We start from the raw sequence: 17,143 nt of genomic DNA, 5'->3' as shown, positions 1-17,143 counted from the left end.
ATTTACAATAGTTCAGGTACTTATGATTGAAGATGATTTAGAATTAGCTCAAATCATCACTGACTACTTAGCTTCATATGATATTGAAGTAACAAACACAGATAGCCCTTATAATGGGCTATCAATGTTAAGTTTAAAAGACTATAAACTACTTATTTTAGATTTAACACTTCCAGAAATTGATGGTTTAGAACTTATTCCTAAGATTAGAAAAAAATCTGAAATTCCAATTATAATTTCTAGTGCTAGAGATGATATTCTTGACAAAGTTATGGGACTTGAAAGGGGAGCTGATGATTATCTTCCTAAACCATACAATCCAAGAGAACTACAAGCAAGAATTAAAGCTATTTTAAAAAGAATTACTCCTATTGTAAAAGAGGAAGACAATATTAAAAAAACAGACTTTGAATTAAGAGAAGATGATATTCAAATTCTCTTTAAAAGTGAAGTTTTATCTTTAACTCTAGCAGAGTTTGATATTTTAAAATTAATGATTCAGAGAAATGGTGCAGTTGTAGCAAGGGAAGACTTTATTTATTCAAGTGATCATATTGAAGATGACAGTAGTTTAAAAAACATTGATGTTATGGTTTCAAGAATTAGAAGTAAAATATCTAAAATTGATGATAGTAAAACATATATCAAATCGGTTAGAGGAATTGGTTATCAACTAATATCATGATTCGTAATATCTCTATTTCTGCATTTATCAACACTATATTTATTTTAGCATTAATTGCCATTTCATTAACCTTTGCAATTTTTATCAAGCTTGACCAGCAAAGATATAATATAAATATGCAAAAAAAATATGAACTTGTTGCAGAAAGCCTACTAAAATCTTTGCAGACAAATCCAACAAATAGTAGTATTAAAATCATTTTAGACCAATTTAAAATGAAAAGAATCCAAGATGAAGAATTAAACTTTAAAATTATAAATCATGCTAAACCTACTTTACTTAGAACAAATACTTTAGGGATGTATAGAATTTTTAATCTTGAAGAGGATTTATATATTTATGTTCAAAAAGATGGGTACAATTTAATGATTCAAGATTCTCAAAACTATTCATATAATCTTATAATCATAATATCTGCTGCAACATTTTCCCTTGCAGTATTACTCTCTTTATACTATATTTTAAAAAGAAAACTAAAACCTCTTAGGGATTTAAATAAAGAGATTAAAAAGTTTTCAAATGGTGACTTTAATGTAAAAATAAAATCCAATAGTAGTGATGAGATTGGAACAATTGCAAAAACCTTTGGGGACGCAATAACCCATATAAACAATCAAACAAAATCAAAAGATCTTTTCATGCGTAATATGATGCATGAGCTTAAAACTCCAATTACAAAGGCTATGTTTATAGCTGAAACTTTAGAAGATGATAAAGCACGATTAACTTTACAAAAAGCATTCAAAAGAATGGATGATATCATCAAAGAGCTTGCTATGGTTGAGAAACTTACTTCTAGTAATACCTTTGTATATAAAGAGCTTACTTCTTTTTTTAAAATCTATAAAAGAACAGTTGAAATTGCAATGTTAAGCCCAGATAAAATTAGTGCAAAAGTAAATGATTTTAATCTAAATGCAGATACAGCGATGTTTTCTGTTGCCCTAAAAAATTTGATAGATAATGCAATCAAATTCTCACCAAATAACCACGCAATAATAAAAGCAAATAAACAAAGAGTTGATATTATTAGTGAAGGTGACCCTTTAAAATATGAACTAGAATATTATACAGAACCATTTTCGCAAGAAGAGAAAAGAAGTGATGGTTTTGGATTAGGATTATATATTGTAAAAACCATTGCGAACTTGCATGGTTATAAATTGGTTTATAACCATACTAAGGGGAAAAATACTTTTTCTATTTTAATCTCTTAACTTTTTATTACAACATCTTTCATAATTTTAAACCAATTTCTTGAAAAATGTTTTTTAATATATTTCTCTCTATGGGGAACTATACACCCTGAACAATTTTGATGGATATAATCTTCACCAATAAATTGATCTCCATCTTTTGAATCAATAGAACAAAAAGAATAAACTGTTTTATCATCTTGTTTTCTTACTCCGTCATCATCAAATCTAAAATTTGGACAGGCACATAGATAACAATTTAACTCCTCATAATCATGACACTTTTTATTATCTTTATATAATGGGCAAAAATCTGGTTCATTTTTTACCATATTATCAAATCTAAAATACTCTATTACTTCATCATCACTTTTATCTTTTAGTTTTTCCATAACCTTGGCATGTCTTTTACCATGATTCTCAAACCATTCTATATATTTCATTAATTTAAGCTCCTAAACATAAATCATTTTCCTAGTCATACCACCATCTACAACTATATTTGTTCCAGTAATAAAACCTTTATTTTTTAATAAAAATCTTACTGTATCAACGATATCTGAAGTTTCTCCTACTCTAGCACTTAAATGTTGTTTATGATCATTTTTAGTTGGAAGAAAACCTTCATGGGTATTAATCCATCCAGGACTAATACAATTTACATTTACTTCAGGGCTTAGAGAAACTGCTAAAGCATGGGTAAGAGATACAATACCACCTTTTGATGCACTATAACTCTCAGTTCCACTTTCACTCATAATAGCTCTTATTGAAGAGATATTTATAATATGCCCTTGTGATTGCTTTAAATAAATAGAAAACTCTTTAGAAAGTATATATGGAGCTCTTAAATTAGTATTTATAACACTATCCCACTCATCTATACTTTGTTCTTCTATTGGTTTAAAAATACCATATCCTGCATTATTTATAAGTGCATGAATAGTATCGTATTTTGTTTTTATTTTCTTTATTGTTTTTTTTAACTGTTTTTTTGAAGATAAATCACATTTATAAAAATCTACATCTTTAAAATCTATCTCTTCTTTGTCTATATTTATAATATTGTATTTTTTTCTCAAATTTTTGGCTAAAGCTTTTCCAATACCATTTGAAGCACCAGTTATAATGATATTTTTCATTAATTTAATTCCTTTGAATCAATTATAAAAGTTACTGGGCCATCATTTTGAATACGTACATCCATATATGCACCAAATTCACCTGTTTGTGTATTAATCCCAGCTTTTCTAAACTCATTTACGAACTCTTCATAAAGTTTATTTGCTACATCAGGAGTTTCACTACTATCAAAACTAGGTCGTCTTCCTTTTTTTATATTTCCTGCTAAAGTAAATTGAGAGATAATAAGTGCTTGTCCATTTATATCTAAAAGAGATAAATTCATTTTTTGATTTTCATCTTGAAAAATTCTAAGATTTATGATTTTATTTACTAGCTTAGTAATATCAAAACTATCATCACCCTTTTTCACTCCAAGAAGTATATTTAATCCCTTTGATATTTCTCCTACTACTTTTCCATCAACTTTTACATTAGAACTACTTACTCTTTGTATTACTGCAATCATTTATATTCCAACTTCTCAATAACTAATTTCTTATTCTTAAAAGGGTCAACAATAGCTTTAATCTCATCAAAACTATATTTTAATCTAAAACCAATAGCTGAGCCCTTTGCTGTGCTTTCTAATATATAATATGGCTTACTATTTACATATAAGGCTTTTACATTAGGGATTATGTCTTTTAAATTAACTATCACAAAAATATGTTTGGGAACAAGTACAAAATATGCTTCATAGCCTTTAACCTTTAGCATTGAAATCAATAAATTGGATTTATCATCACAATCTCCAAAGTTTTGTTCCACAACCTTTTGCGAACTTTTTGCAACACTTTTATTAACTTTATATGGAATTGCTGTTACAAAATCCAACATCGACTGAACCTCACAACCATGATTTCCTTGACACTCTTTTGTTAACTCATTGGCAAGTCTTCTTGTAAAATCATCTGTTCTAACTTGATTTACATAAGTTGCACCATCAATATCTATAAACTGATGTTTAACAATAAAAAAGGATTTATAAATCATTACAATCATAAATACAATAGAAACAATAGATATTACAATAGAAAGAAAATACAAAAATCTATTTTTAAATAGCATATAAAATCTCTTTTAAGCTTTCGATACTCTGTTTAGAATCAACATATATATTCACAAAACTCTCATCAATGAAATCATATTTTAAACAGTTTGGAACAATAATATTTTTTTCTTGAAGTTTTAATCTAAACTCCTTTGAGTTTATTTTTTTAAGCTTAATTAAAAGAGAATTACTACTACTATGAAACAAAAAATCTACATATTTACAAGAATGAAATATTTTTTCTAATTCAATTCTATTTTTTATATTCACACTATTTGAGATAACTTTAAAATCCCAATCTTTTAAAGACTCCTCTAAATACTTCATATCATATGCAGATAGTTTATTTTCTGGTTCATATTTTCTAATTGATTCAATATTTCTTCTTATTGAAAAAAGTGTAGAGATATTAAGATTTTCATTTGAATAGTATATTGAAAGATTTTTTATAATATATAAATTTTTATACTCTTTAAGATATTTTATAGCAGCATCTTCCCCACAAAAATCTAGCATTGTTTCATCTATTAAAACCGTTGCATTTTTTTCTTTCCAATATTTAAAAAGATTTTCCAAATCATAATATGTCCCATCTAAATATGAAGGATTAGCAAAAACTACCAAACTATCTTGTTTTATTGGTAAAAATAGATTTTCAAATCTATTAATAAGTCTAACTTCATATGCTAGGTTAGTTGCGGCTTTTTTAAATTCTAAAGAGCATGGGCTATAGATAAAACAATATTTTAAATTTAAAAACTTTAGCAAAGAATATATAGCTGAACTAAAACCATTATAAAGTTCAATTTGATTTTTACTTATATGATATCTTTTCTCTAAAAGATTTAATAAATTATCATAATCTGCACTTGTGACTAAGCTATAATCAATATTAGCATTTGGTTTTAAAAAATTTAAATCACAAGAAAAATCAATCATTTTATACCAAGTTTAAAAAGTTTTTTATTCCAGTAAATATGATTTGAGCAGATAAAGCTGCCAAAAAAAGACCTGTTATTTTAGATATTATTAGTAATCCTTGCTTTCCAATAACTTTTTTAATAATATGAGAAAAATATAACATAATTCCAACTAATAAAACAGCACATACTAAAGCTAAACTTCCTAAAAATAAAGATGATTTTGATTCAAAACCTGCACCCATAACTAGAAGCACACCAATAGTTCCAGGTCCAATTGTAATTGGTATTGCTAAAGGAACAACTGCTAAATCATGTAAATTTGCACCATCAACTTTTTGTCCATCTTTACTTCCTCTAATTAAATCAACAGCAGATAAAAACAATAAAGCCCCTGCTCCAATTCTAAAGGCATCTAAAGTTATACCAAAAATACTAAAAATATGTGTTCCAAAAAAAAGTAAGACAAGACTTAAAACTATTACAGAAGTAGTAACTTTTATTGCTAATGTTTTTTTCTCTTTTACATTAGCTTCATTTGTTACGGTTAAGAAGACAGATAATACAAAAAATGGTGTCATGATAAAAAACATTTTTAAAAATGTTGCAACAAAAAGGTCCATAAAAACACTTCCTAAAAATTATATTTTAGGAAGTATATCTAAATTATGATAAGTAATTAAAAGTGAGTATTAAGTATTTTTAAAAACTCTTCAGGGTTTTTATATCCCGCAATTTGAGCGACTTTTATCTCTTTTCCATCTTTATCCCAAAAAATTAAACCGGGAGGGCCAACAACTCCAAACCTTTTTTGCATAGCCTTATCATCTTCATTATTTTCTGTTACATCAGCTTTTAAAAGTGTAAACTCTTTTAATTTTGCAATTACTCGTTCATCTTTAAAAGTAATCCCCTCAAACTCTTTACAAGAGATACACCAATCAGCATAAAAATCTAACATCACAGGTTTAGATGAAGCCTTTACAGCCAAGTTAATTTGCTCATTTGATTTCACTTTGCTCCAAGATAATTCCTCTACATTTTGTGAAATAGCAACACCGCTTGTAAATTTATCCAATGGTTTTAATGGATTCGTTGCTCCAGTTACAGCTCCTACAAATACTAAAACTCCATAAATCATAATCACTGTAGTAATCAATTTTGCAATAATGTGCTCAAATACTTTTAGATATAAAGCTGCACCAATTAATAATAATGCCCACATAAACATAATGATTTGAGGATTTAATATTCTTTCAAGCATCCAAACTGCTACTCCTAACATTACAATACCAAAGATTTTAGTTACATTTTCCATCCAACCACCAGGTTTTGGCATATATTTACCAGCACCAAGTCCAATTAGAAGTAATGGAATACCCATACCAATACTCATTACAAATAAAGCAGCTCCGCCTAATAATGCATCACCAGTTTGACCAATATAAACTAAAGCTCCAGCTAATGGCGGCGCAACACAAGGACCAACAATAAGAGCAGATAAGAATCCCATGATTGCAATTCCAAGTACACCTTGTTTTTCTTTTCCATCTGTCGTTTTATTTATTTTATTTTGAACACTTTGTGGAAGTTCAAGTTTAAAATATCCAAACATTGAAAATGCTAAGGCTACAAAAATCGCAGAAAAAGCTACTAAAACATATGGATTTTGTAAAGCTACTTGTAAATTAGCTCCAAAAATTCCTGCTAAAACCCCTGCTAGAGTATATGCAGTTGCCATAGATAAAACATAAACTAAAGATAAGAAAAAACCTTTTGATGCTGTTAGATTACCACTATCTCCTGCTTTTACAATAATAGAAGATAAAATTGGAATCATTGGGAAAACACATGGTGTTAAAGACAATAATAATCCAAATCCAAAAAAAGTTGCTAAAACAATTAAAATGTTCCCATCTTTTAGTGTACTTGCTATTGCATCTGTCTCATTTAGTGTTTCGGCTTGGACTTGCTTATTTTCAGTTTGAGTTTGAGATTGCTTTTTTGTTTCAGTACTACTTGATGCTTTTGCAAAATCAATATTTTCACTAGCACTCATTGGAGCATAACAAAGCCCCGCTTTTGAACACCCTTGAAATTTTACTGTAACTTCAACACTTGAAGCATTATTTGTTTTTTCTTTTAAAAGTGCATATGGAATCTTAATATCTAAATCGTGACTATGAATCTGCCAAATCTCATACTCTTTTGGCGCTGGCACATCTAAGTCATTTCTTATATCCATCTCTTGTGGTTTTGTTATTAAAAACTTTAATTTATCATCATATAAATAAATGTCTTTACCTAATTTAATTGTGAAAATTACATTGTCATCTTTTTTTTCAAAACTTGTTTTAAATGCTTCTTCTGGCTCTAAAAAACCTTGGTTTGAAGCAAAGGCATAAATTGAAAAGAAGATAAGTATAAGTAGTTTTTTTATCATTTTTAAACCTTAATTGAAATGCATTTTTGAGCTATTTGTTAATTGTGGTACATCTTTAATTCCAACCTCTTTTGCTATTGGTTTTCCATCTTTGAAAAAAACAATTGTTGGAAGAGCCGTAACACCATATTTTTTTGCTAAATCCATATATTTATCGATATCAACTTTATAGATTCTAATATCCATTGGTTTTACTTTATCAAAATCTTCTAAGCTTTGAGCTAAGATTTTACAAGGTGGACACCAAGTTGCATAAAAATCTACGATTACGTTACCTTTTTCTATTTTTTTATCAAAATTACCTGTATTAACATGTTCAAATCCAAATAAAGTTGAAATAGTTAAAAGAAGAGCAAAAAACACTTTTTTCATTATATTCCTTTTTTAATTTTAACTATTATAGTGAAGTTTTGTGAAGAAATTGTTTATAAACTTCATTTTATAAGTAAATATCAAAAAAGAATTATAATTAATAATTATAAATTTCCTAAGATTAAAATGATAAAATTACCAAATAAAGGGAGTTAAATGAGTTATTTAATAGATTTATCACCAAGTGAAGTAGAAAAACTTATTGAAAAAAATATTGTTATGATTGATGTAAGAAGAGATGAAGAGTGGGCTTATACAGGAGTTGTAAAAAACTCACATCTTATGACTTTTTTTGATATGTTTGGAAATGTAGATATACCAACTTGGATGAAAGAGTTTGAGAAGCTTGTAACATCAAAGGATCAACAATTTGTCTTAATCTGTGCCCATGCTAATAGAACTAGAACAATTGGTAATTATTTAATCCAAAACTATGGATATACTAATGTTTGTCATCTATCTGGAGGAATGGCTTTTTGGCTTGAAGAGGGTAAAGAGGTTGAATATATTTAAAGCTAAAGAGAATTTTACTCCTCTTCGGCTTTTTTTGCTGCACTTGCTTCTTGTAATACTGCAATAACATCATCTAAGTTTTCATAAGGAATATGAGATTTCCATTCAATGTCTTTTCCATTTAATGAAATACCAATACTTACAATATCAGGAGTTCCTTTTCCATATGGTTCAGATACGTTTGAAATAGAAATTACACCTTTTTTAGTTCCTGCCAATGATAATTTTTTTAATTCAGTTGTTGCCATTTTTTTTCCTTGTAATTCAATTTGATTAATTCTACAATAACAAACTTTTTTTATGTTAAAAAGTTACTATTAAAATTATAAGCTTATTTTTTTGAAGCTATTTTTTCACCAAACTTAACACTTTGGTTAAGAAGATTTTTTATCTCTACACTATTTTCTTCCCAAACCATAACTACCGTTGAACCCATTTTAAAGTAACCTAAACAATCACCTTTTTTAACACTTTTTTCTTCATACTCATAAATTTGAATATCTCTAATATCTGTATTTGTTTCAATCTTTGGTTCAAAAGTAAATACCATTTGTCCAACATTTAATGCCCCAACAAAAACCATATAAAATAATTTGTCATCATTAATACACTCTAAAACTACCCTTTCATTTTCAACAAATAAATCAATTTGTTTGTTTAAATATTTTAGATTTACAGGATAAAGTTTTCCTGGAATATGAATCAATCTTTTTATTTCAAAATCAATTGGCGCATGATACCTGTGATAATCTTTAGGTGACAAATAAAAGTTCATATATGAACCATTATTTAATCTTTTAAAATTGTCAGCACAATGGTAAGTTAACATATCTTCAACAGAATATTCCATACCTTTTATTTGAAGTAATAAATCTTTTTCTAAAGTTCCACATTGAGTAACTAAACTATCTGTTGGTGAAACAAAAATATTTTCATCTTTATCTATTTGTCTAGCAATTGCAAGTTCTCTTGTAAATAAATCATTTAGTGATTTATAAAATTTAGGGTTTCTAAATTCACTCATATTTAAACCTAAAAATTTAACATAACCATTGTTTATAATCTTTTGAATAAAAGATGGGAAATTGGTTTTTGCAAATTTTCCAAAATATTGTGAAATTATATTTGTAATATGCATCATTGTCCTTACATAGTTTCTAATTGTTTTGTATTTTATCTAAATATTTCTTCAATTTTAAATTCTAGTTAATAACAATTTTTTAAAAGATTTATTTAAATATTTTTTAGTAAGATTTCAAAAAATTAAATGTAATAAGGATAAAAATGCACAAAATTATTGTTGAAAAAGAGTGTGGATGTTTTAGAAGAAGTGATTTAGAAAATAATATGGAGTTTACTTCAAAAGATGATGCTTTAAGTAAAGCAATTGATATGAAAAATCAAATGAATGAAGATTTCTGTGGAAAACATGAATTCGATTTAGTTGAATTCCAAAACAATTTTGTAATTAACTTCGCACAACAAAAAGTTTCTGGATGTTGTGGTGGTGGTCACTGTAGCTAATGAATCAAGTCATTGTAGAAAAAGAGTGTAGTTGCTTTAAAAAAAGTGATTTACAAAACAATATAGAATTTGATTCAAAGGATAAGGCTTTAATAAAAGCTTTAAGAATGAAAGATAAAATGAATCAAGAGTTTTGTAGAAAACACGACTTTTTAGTGCAGGAAAAAGATGGAGATTTTATAATCTCCTTTGCACCTAACAATGGAAATGAATTTGTATGCTGCGGCAATGGCTGCTGTGACTAAAGGGTTTAGGATTTTTTCCTAAACACCTTTTTTTAATTCTCTTTTTTTATCTAAAAAAATCTCAATAGCTTTTTTTATCTCTTCAAAATTTTCATCGTCACCTTGAAGTCTTTGGAAATATAAATCATAATTTACATCTGGATCAATTTTATTTATCTCAAAAATAATATCTAAATAGGTACTAAATGGAATATCATCTCCACTTTTACTAAATCTAACTGCCCGTTGAAGAGATACAAATGGATTTTGATTTATCCTAGTAATCCCATTTTTTCTAGTTTTTAAATAGTTTATAAAAACTTCTCTAATATCTGATTGAATAATCTCAACTTTTTTTGTTTTCATATTAAATCTACATTTAAAACCAATTTTTGTGGATGAGAAGTCAAAGATATCAACTACGAAATTTAAATCTTTATTTAAAAACCTTTCCCTATATACACACTGAAATATATCATTTTCAAATTTAAAAGTATGGGAATTATTCTTATATAAAAAATGTTTTTCATCAATATAACTTAAGATATTTTCTAATTCATCTTTTGTTTTAAAAAATAAATCTAAATCTCTAAAGGTATCTCTTTTTAGGCATGACCCAGCTAAATAAAACTCAATATATTCTTTTTCAAGAGGTTTTGATAAAGCATTCTTAAAAAAGTTTTCCATTCGATCAACTACATTTTTTAATCTTTTATCTAAAGTAATTGCAGTATCTTTTGTTATAAAATCATAATCTAACCAAAGTTTATAGTTCAAATATCTTCCTTTCAATAAATTATTTTATTTTAATATATCTTAGCTAATTATTTGGAACTAAAATTGTAAGTTTCCCTTGTTCTTTCATTCCACCTGCTTCAAGTTCTGCATTTTGGCCATGTCCAAAAAAGAAATCTGCTCTAATCTCACCTTTTATTGCTCCACCAACATCAGCTGCTACCATAAGTCTATCAATATTTTCTTGGGATATAGAAGATTTTGTATTAATAAATACGGGCATTCCAAGGGGAATATATCTTCTATCTACTGCTAAATTTCTACCTGCAACTAATTGTGTACCTAAAGCTCCCGTTGCCCCTTGATCTCTTTGTGTAAAAAATACATAGCTTGGATTATGATTTAAAACCTCATCTATTTTTTCACTATTTTCTTTTAACCATTTTTTCATTCCTTGCATAGAAGCTGGATAATCAGTTTTTGAACCTATATAATCTTTTTTAATCATATATTTACCAATAGATCTGTATTTATGGCCATTTTGATTTGCATATCCAATATTTATAGTTTCGCCATTATCAAGTTTAACTTTTCCTGAGCCCTGAATTTGTAAAAAGAATAGATCTATCTCATTATCAACATAGCAAATAGCTTCTAAATCATCTCTATTTTTTAACTCATCTCTATTATCGTAAGAGATTATTTTACCATTTACTAATTTACCTCTTAGTCTGTATTTTTTTAATTCTGGATATGAAGCACTTAAATCAATCAGCAACATATCATCAGGAGTTTTATAAATTGGATACTTATATTTTTCATTTTTTTCTAAACTTCCATTTAGCATAGGTTCATAATATCCAGTTATCACACCTGTATTTGTACCATTTTTATTATGTAGTTCATAGGCTGTAAAATTTTCTGTAAAAAATTTAAATGGATCATCGTAATTTTCTGAAATTTCACAAACATTTTTAAAAAGCTCATATCTTTTTGCTCTTTTGCAGTCTTTTTGAAATACCTCAAAGGCTAAATCTAAGTTATCTTCTTCAAAGCCTTTTATCTGTTCAATATCAATTTTTTTAACTTTTGCTTTTGAAATAGAAAGTGTTTGCAGTTTTGATGGTTCTTTTAAAGAACAACCTGTAAATAAAAGTGTAAAAAAAATAATTACAATTGTTAGTAGTTTCATCTTGAATTCCCCTTTGATTTTGGAATTCTATCATTTAAAGGTTAATACTTCTTAAATCCCGCAGTTTGAATTTCCAGATTGAGAATAAACTTCTTTTAATCCACAAGCTTTACACCTGTATTCAATATCATTTACGCCAGAACATCCACCACCTTTTAACATTTTTGCAGTAATTACCTCTTGTTTAAAATAGGTTCTTGTATTTTCATCATAAAAAGATTTTGCTTTTTCTCCACAAGATGGGCATTCACCACTATTTAATTTATCAACCCGTGAGTGTTTGCTTTTGTAGTATAGTAAAACTGAGAATATAACTATTAAAAAGAGTAATAGTAAAAAGATTATTGTTTGCATAAGGGAAGTTTACCTTCCCCTTGCTTTAATAGATTTTAACAACTTATTCAACTTCAGCGTCAATTACGTCATCATCATCTTTTTTTGCTTTAGCATTTGGTTGAGCACCTTGTGCACCACCAGCTTGTTGCTCTTTTGCATACATAGCTTCAGCTAATTTGTGAGATTTTTCAGTTAAAGCTTTAACTTTCTCTTCAATTTGCTCTTTTGTAGCATTTTCGTCTTTTAAAGTCTCTTCTAATTCAGCAGCTGCATCAATGATAGCTTTTTTCTCTTCTTCAGAAACAGCAGATTCATTCTCTTCTAAAGTCTTTTTAGTTGAGTGTAATAATGCATCCGCTTGATTTCTAACATCAATTAGCTCTTTTTTCTTAGAATCTGCATCTTTATTTGCTTCTGCTTCATTTACCATTTTTTCAATCTCTTCATCAGATAATCCAGATGAACCAGAAATAGTAATTTTGTTTTCTTTTCCAGTTCCTTTATCTTTAGCAGATACATTTAAAACACCATTTGCATCAATATCAAATGTTACTTCAATTTGAGGAACACCTCTTGGAGCTGCTGGGATATCAGATAATTCAAACATACCTAAAGATTTATTATCTTTAGCAAATTCTCTTTCCCCTTGACCTACATGAATCGATACAGCTGGTTGATTATCTTCTGCTGTAGAGAATACTTGAGATTTCTTAACAGGAATTGTAGTTCCTTTTTCAATCAGCTTTGTCATAACTCCACCTAAAGTTTCAATACCAAGTGATAAAGGAGTAACATCTAGTAAAAGAACATCTTTAACATCCCCTCTTAAAACACCAGCTTGAACTGCAGCACCTTTAGCAACAACTTCATCAGGATTTACACCTTTATTTAAATCTTTTCCAAAAAATTCTTTTACAACAGAGTTTGCTTTTGGTAATCTTGTTGAACCACCAACCATAATAACTTCTTGAATCTCACCTTTATCTAATCCTGCATCTTTAAGAGCAGTTTTAATGTGATCAAGTGTTTCAGTTATTAAATTTTCAGTCATAGACTCAAATTTTGCTCTAGTTAAAGATTTTACTAAGTGAACTGGTCCTGCATTTCCCATAGAGATAAATGGTAAATTGATTTCAGTTGATTCAGCAGATGAAAGTTCTTTTTTCGCATTTTCAGCTGCATCTTTTAATCTTTGTAATGCCATTTTATCAGTTTTAATGTCAAATCCATTTTCATCTTTAAACTCTTTTGCTAGCCAATCAATAATCGCATTATCAAAGTCATCTCCACCTAGGAATGCATTACCATCAGTTGAAAGAACTTCGAATGTACCATCACCAATTTCTAATACAGTAACGTCAAATGTACCACCACCTAAATCGTATACTAATACTTTCTCTTCACCTTTTTTGTCAAGTCCATAAGCAAGAGATGCTGCTGTTGGCTCATTGATAATTCTAAGAACATTTAATCCTGCAATTGTTCCTGCTTCTTGAGTTGCTTTTCTTTGCGCATCATTGAAGTATGCTGGAACTGTAATAACTGCATCAGTAACAGTTGCACCTAAATACTCTTCTGCATCTGTTTTTAATTTTCCTAAAATTTTTGCAGAGATCTCTTGTGGAGTATAAACTTTATCAGCAATTTCAACTGCTGCTGCACCGTTTCTATTAACGATTTTATATCCAACTTTTGATTGTGCTTCTTTAGCATTCTCTTCATCCATCATAAGACCCATAATTCTTTTTACAGAATAAATTGTTTTTTCAGGGTTTGTAATAGCTTGTCTTTTTGCTGGATCACCAACTAAAACTTCACCTTTATCAGTAAATGCTACAATTGATGGAGTTGTATTTTTCCCCTCTTTATTTGGGATAACTTTTGCTTCACCACCTTCATAAACTGCCATACAAGAGTTTGTTGTACCTAAATCTATACCTAATACTTTGCTCATATTTAATTCCTTAATTTTATTTTATAAAATGAAGGGAACCTTTTACCTTTAATGTTCTTTAACGCTTGAAATAAATTCAAGCTAAGAACCAACCTAAAGACAAGCAGAAGCTTGTTTAAGTTCTATCCTTCACCATGTTTAGTTTTTATTAATAGTTTTTTGACATTACGGTCATTTGTCTAGTTTGCTATTGAAACCATTGCTGCTCTAAGCAGTCTATCCTTAAACTTATAACCCTTTTGTAATCTTTGAACAATTTGTCCACTTTCATGGTCTGGGCTATCAACTTGCATTACTGCATCATGGAAATTTGGATCAAATTCACCATCTGTTTCAACTAATGTAATATCATGTTTTTCAAATGCTGTGTAAAAGTTTTTAATTGTTAACTCAACACCCTCTTTTAGTTTTGCTAAAAGCTCCTCTGTTGGCATATCTTTAGCTGCTTCTTCAGCTGCTAATGCCATCTCAAGAGTATCTATAGGACTTAATAGATCCTTTGCAAATTTCTCACTTGCATAATCAATTGCTTGATATTTCTCTTTTTCTAATCTTTTTTTAATATTCTCAAAATCTGCATGAACTCTAAAATATTTATCTTCAGATTCTTTTAACTTTGCTTCAAGCTCTGCGATTTTCTCTTCTGCACTTAACTCTTTTTTTACTTCCGATTCCTCTGAAGTTGATACTTCTTCATTAGAAGTCTCTTCAGTCTGTGCTACTTCTTCATTTATTTCTTCTTGTTTTTCACTCAAAGTAATCTCCTAAACCATACTAATTTTATTGTAAAAATATTCGTAATCTTTTGATAGTTCCCCTACCACTAACATCTTAATATCTTGATTGTCAATTTTACATTTATGACAAATCCCGATATACCCTTCAGGAACAATACCATCAAAATATAAACCTTCTTCAATTGAGTCTAAAACAACTCCTTTTAAAAAAGAGTTAATACTCTTTTCGTCAAAGTTGTATTTTAGTGCCAATGAGAAAAACTCTTTTGTATTGTAAATATGAAAATTTTTATTTTGAAGATATTGACTAACTTGCTCATAAATCTCCATAGCACCAACTTGCTTAGCAATATTTACAATATGTACTAATTCAAGAGAAACCATGTCACTTAAAAATCTATATAAAGCATCACTATATTTAATTGTAATGGCAAAGGAAGTAAATTCCAAAATCATATATCTGTTTTCAACATTTAAAATGTTTTTTAAAATATCAGACTTTTGATCTTGAATAAATACTGACATCCCTAAATCATTTGATAAATATGCAATGGCTCTTTCATCAACAAATCTAAGTTTAAAATTCAATTTATTTATCCAATACATTTTTAAAGCTTCTGTTGTAGGAGTTCTTCCTGAACTTACATGCTCTTGGGCAAGAAAACCTTCATCTCCAAGCTTTTTAAAGTATCCTCTAATTGTTGCAGGTGAATATGAAATATCATACATTGATTTTAATTGACTAGAACCAATAGGCTCCAGATGTTCAATGTAAGCTTTAATAATTGAATGTAATAAAAACTCTTTTTTATCCATTTTATCATTCACCTTTTAAAAATTTAGCACTTAAAATCTTAAACTGCTAAAAATATTATACTATATGAGTGGGTAAATGTCAAGTTGTTTTTAGCAAAAGATTTATAAAAGTGCTAATTTTTTCAAAAGCCCCTAATAATGGCTAATTGTTTAGTAAAAAAGTGTCAAAAGAATACTTTTTTACCACTTAATTGAAATTTTAATACAATTAATATATAATTTATTGAAATTTATTTAATAAGGAGTTTTATGATGAATTATAAAATGTCATCTTTTGGGAAGAAAATTGCTAGTGTAGCAGTTATTTCAGCACTAAGTATTCCAGCTTTTGCTGCAGAATTTATTACAATTGGTACAGGAAGTGTTACAGGAACATATTATCCAACAGGTGGAGCAGTTTGTAGACTAGTTAATAAATATAAAAAAGAAACAAAAATTAGATGTTCTGTTGAATCAACTGGTGGTTCTGTGTATAACATCAACACAATCAAAAATGGTGAATTAGATTTTGGTATCGCACAATCAGACGTTGTATATCAAGCAGCTAATGGAACTAAAAAGTTTGAAGGTAAGCCTGTAAAAAAAATAAGATCAGTTATGGCTATTTACCCTGAACTATTTACACTTGTAACTAGAAAAGAAGCAGGGATTAAAAATATTATGGATATTAAAGGTAAAAGAATTAACCTTGGAAATCCAGGATCTGGAAATGAAGCAACTGCACTTTCTATGTTCAAAACATTAGGTATGAGTAAAGCTGATTTAGGTTTTGCAGGTGTTTTAAAAGCTGGTGAAGCTCCAGATGCACTAAGAGATAATAAAATTGATGGTTACTTCTATATGGTAGGACACCCTACTGCAAATATTAAAGATGCATCAAACTCTGTAGATATTTCAATCACTCCAATTAATGGTGAAAAAATTGATGCTTTTGTTAAAGCTAATCCATATTTTGCACAAGCAGATGTTCCAGCTGGATTATACAAAGGTGTAGATGAAGCAGTTCCAACATTTGGTGTAAAAGCAGTTTTAGTTACATCAACTGATGTAAGTGATAAAGCAGTTTATACTTTAGTTAAAGCTATTTTAGAAAACTTTGATGACTTCAAAAAACTTCACCCAGCGTACGCTAACATTACTAAAGAATCTTTATTAGATGGACTTAGTGCTCCATTACATGAAGGTGCAAAAAAATACTTTAAAGAAGCAGGATTACAATAATCCAATCTATCTATCCTAAAGGAGTTCTCCTTTAGGATAATATTTCATTAGTTATGGTTTTTATTTTTAAATGATAATTAATGAAATCTTACAAATTTT

22 protein-coding genes are annotated in these 17,143 nt (G+C 28.4%); 6 read left to right on the top strand and 16 right to left on the bottom strand.

Translation table 11 applies throughout. The features are described 5' to 3' along the window. Positions 1–7 precede the first annotated feature (7 nt). Together AC2TY9_RS04840 and AC2TY9_RS04835 are read left to right on the top strand one after the other, a co-directional pair. Positions 8–685, top strand: a complete 678-nt coding sequence (locus tag AC2TY9_RS04840) for a response regulator transcription factor (RefSeq protein WP_489780403.1) — start codon at positions 8–10, stop codon at positions 683–685. Then, positions 682–1,902 carry an ArsS family sensor histidine kinase gene (locus AC2TY9_RS04835; protein WP_489779803.1) on the top strand — a complete coding sequence of 407 codons (1,221 nt, stop codon included), beginning with the start codon at positions 682–684 and terminating at the stop codon, positions 1,900–1,902. The genes AC2TY9_RS04840 and AC2TY9_RS04835 overlap by 4 nt, the downstream gene beginning before the upstream one ends. Here the strand turns inward: AC2TY9_RS04835 and AC2TY9_RS04830 are convergent. From AC2TY9_RS04830 to trxA, 8 genes are read right to left on the bottom strand one after another with little or no spacing between them, the layout of a single operon-like run. After that, positions 1,899–2,324: a hypothetical protein gene (locus AC2TY9_RS04830; protein WP_489779802.1), complete on the bottom strand. Its 426-nt coding sequence runs from the start codon at positions 2,322–2,324 to the stop codon at positions 1,899–1,901. The genes AC2TY9_RS04835 and AC2TY9_RS04830 overlap by 4 nt on opposite strands. 12 nt (positions 2,325–2,336) lie before the next feature. Further along, positions 2,337–3,023, bottom strand: a complete 687-nt coding sequence (locus tag AC2TY9_RS04825; RefSeq protein ID WP_489779801.1) for an SDR family oxidoreductase — start codon at positions 3,021–3,023, stop codon at positions 2,337–2,339. Continuing rightward, positions 3,023–3,472, bottom strand: a complete 450-nt coding sequence (gene dtd, locus AC2TY9_RS04820) for a D-aminoacyl-tRNA deacylase (protein WP_489779800.1) — start codon at positions 3,470–3,472, stop codon at positions 3,023–3,025. Before dtd ends, AC2TY9_RS04825 begins: the two co-directional genes overlap by 1 nt. After that, complete coding sequence (locus tag AC2TY9_RS04815; RefSeq protein ID WP_489779799.1) at positions 3,469–4,074, bottom strand: transglutaminase-like domain-containing protein; 606 nt, start codon at positions 4,072–4,074, stop codon at positions 3,469–3,471. Before AC2TY9_RS04815 ends, dtd begins: the two co-directional genes overlap by 4 nt. Continuing rightward, on the bottom strand, positions 4,064–4,996 hold the full coding sequence (locus tag AC2TY9_RS04810; protein WP_489779798.1) for a PLP-dependent aminotransferase family protein: 933 nt from the start codon (positions 4,994–4,996) through the stop codon (positions 4,064–4,066). Before AC2TY9_RS04810 ends, AC2TY9_RS04815 begins: the two co-directional genes overlap by 11 nt. A 1-nt stretch (position 4,997) precedes the next feature. Beyond that, positions 4,998–5,600: a MarC family protein gene (locus AC2TY9_RS04805; protein WP_489779797.1), complete on the bottom strand. Its 603-nt coding sequence runs from the start codon at positions 5,598–5,600 to the stop codon at positions 4,998–5,000. Between the two features lie 56 nt (positions 5,601–5,656). Beyond that, entirely contained in the window at positions 5,657–7,420 is a 1,764-nt protein-coding gene (gene dsbD / locus AC2TY9_RS04800; RefSeq protein WP_489779796.1) for a protein-disulfide reductase DsbD, read from the bottom strand. A gap of 9 nt (positions 7,421–7,429) precedes the next feature. Continuing rightward, positions 7,430–7,792, bottom strand: coding sequence for a thioredoxin (gene trxA / locus AC2TY9_RS04795; RefSeq protein WP_489779795.1), 363 nt, complete (start codon positions 7,790–7,792; stop codon positions 7,430–7,432). A gap of 156 nt (positions 7,793–7,948) precedes the next feature. On the opposite strand from trxA, the gene AC2TY9_RS04790 reads away from it, so the two are divergent. Further along, on the top strand, positions 7,949–8,305 hold the full coding sequence (locus tag AC2TY9_RS04790) for a rhodanese-like domain-containing protein (protein WP_489779794.1): 357 nt from the start codon (positions 7,949–7,951) through the stop codon (positions 8,303–8,305). A gap of 14 nt (positions 8,306–8,319) precedes the next feature. Here the strand turns inward: AC2TY9_RS04790 and AC2TY9_RS04785 are convergent, their stop codons facing one another. Together AC2TY9_RS04785 and AC2TY9_RS04780 are read right to left on the bottom strand one after the other, a co-directional pair. Further along, positions 8,320–8,553, bottom strand: a complete 234-nt coding sequence (locus tag AC2TY9_RS04785; RefSeq protein ID WP_489779793.1) for a hypothetical protein — start codon at positions 8,551–8,553, stop codon at positions 8,320–8,322. Between the two features lie 83 nt (positions 8,554–8,636). Continuing rightward, complete coding sequence (locus AC2TY9_RS04780) at positions 8,637–9,443, bottom strand: phosphatidylserine decarboxylase (protein ID WP_489779792.1); 807 nt, start codon at positions 9,441–9,443, stop codon at positions 8,637–8,639. 146 nt (positions 9,444–9,589) lie between these two features. On the opposite strand from AC2TY9_RS04780, the gene AC2TY9_RS04775 reads away from it, so the two are divergent. Both AC2TY9_RS04775 and AC2TY9_RS04770 read left to right on the top strand, forming a co-directional pair. Next, on the top strand, positions 9,590–9,829 hold the full coding sequence (locus AC2TY9_RS04775; RefSeq protein WP_489779791.1) for a hypothetical protein: 240 nt from the start codon (positions 9,590–9,592) through the stop codon (positions 9,827–9,829). Continuing rightward, the gene (locus tag AC2TY9_RS04770) at positions 9,829–10,074 is read left to right on the top strand and encodes a hypothetical protein (protein WP_489779790.1); all 246 of its coding nucleotides are present in this window, start codon (positions 9,829–9,831) and stop codon (positions 10,072–10,074) included. The genes AC2TY9_RS04775 and AC2TY9_RS04770 overlap by 1 nt, the downstream gene beginning before the upstream one ends. An 18-nt stretch (positions 10,075–10,092) precedes the next feature. On the opposite strand, the gene AC2TY9_RS04765 is transcribed toward AC2TY9_RS04770, so the two are convergent. The 6 genes from AC2TY9_RS04765 to AC2TY9_RS04740 all read right to left on the bottom strand — a co-directional run bounded on the left by AC2TY9_RS04765 (position 10,093) and on the right by AC2TY9_RS04740 (position 15,823). Beyond that, positions 10,093–10,830: a hypothetical protein gene (locus AC2TY9_RS04765; RefSeq protein WP_489779789.1), complete on the bottom strand. Its 738-nt coding sequence runs from the start codon at positions 10,828–10,830 to the stop codon at positions 10,093–10,095. A 43-nt stretch (positions 10,831–10,873) separates the two neighbouring features. After that, positions 10,874–11,980, bottom strand: coding sequence for a murein transglycosylase A (gene mltA / locus AC2TY9_RS04760; RefSeq protein WP_489779788.1), 1,107 nt, complete (start codon positions 11,978–11,980; stop codon positions 10,874–10,876). 51 nt (positions 11,981–12,031) lie between these two features. Beyond that, positions 12,032–12,334: a hypothetical protein gene (locus AC2TY9_RS04755; RefSeq protein WP_489779787.1), complete on the bottom strand. Its 303-nt coding sequence runs from the start codon at positions 12,332–12,334 to the stop codon at positions 12,032–12,034. A 43-nt stretch (positions 12,335–12,377) separates the two neighbouring features. After that, positions 12,378–14,270 (bottom strand): molecular chaperone DnaK, encoded by a 1,893-nt coding sequence (gene dnaK, locus AC2TY9_RS04750; RefSeq protein WP_489779786.1) that lies wholly within the window; start codon positions 14,268–14,270, stop codon positions 12,378–12,380. A 179-nt stretch (positions 14,271–14,449) separates the two neighbouring features. Further along, on the bottom strand, positions 14,450–15,004 hold the full coding sequence (gene grpE / locus AC2TY9_RS04745; RefSeq protein WP_489780402.1) for a nucleotide exchange factor GrpE: 555 nt from the start codon (positions 15,002–15,004) through the stop codon (positions 14,450–14,452). A 30-nt stretch (positions 15,005–15,034) separates the two neighbouring features. Continuing rightward, the gene (locus AC2TY9_RS04740; RefSeq protein WP_489779785.1) at positions 15,035–15,823 is read right to left on the bottom strand and encodes a heat-shock protein; all 789 of its coding nucleotides are present in this window, start codon (positions 15,821–15,823) and stop codon (positions 15,035–15,037) included. Positions 15,824–16,072: 249 nt separating this feature from the next. Between AC2TY9_RS04740 and AC2TY9_RS04735 the strand changes: the two genes are divergently transcribed. Beyond that, positions 16,073–17,044 (top strand): TAXI family TRAP transporter solute-binding subunit, encoded by a 972-nt coding sequence (locus tag AC2TY9_RS04735; RefSeq protein WP_489779784.1) that lies wholly within the window; start codon positions 16,073–16,075, stop codon positions 17,042–17,044. The last annotated feature ends 99 nt before the right edge of the window (positions 17,045–17,143 follow it).

The organism is Arcobacter sp. ISO1, assembly GCF_058105185.1.
This window is presented reverse-complemented; position numbering and strand designations above follow the sequence as displayed.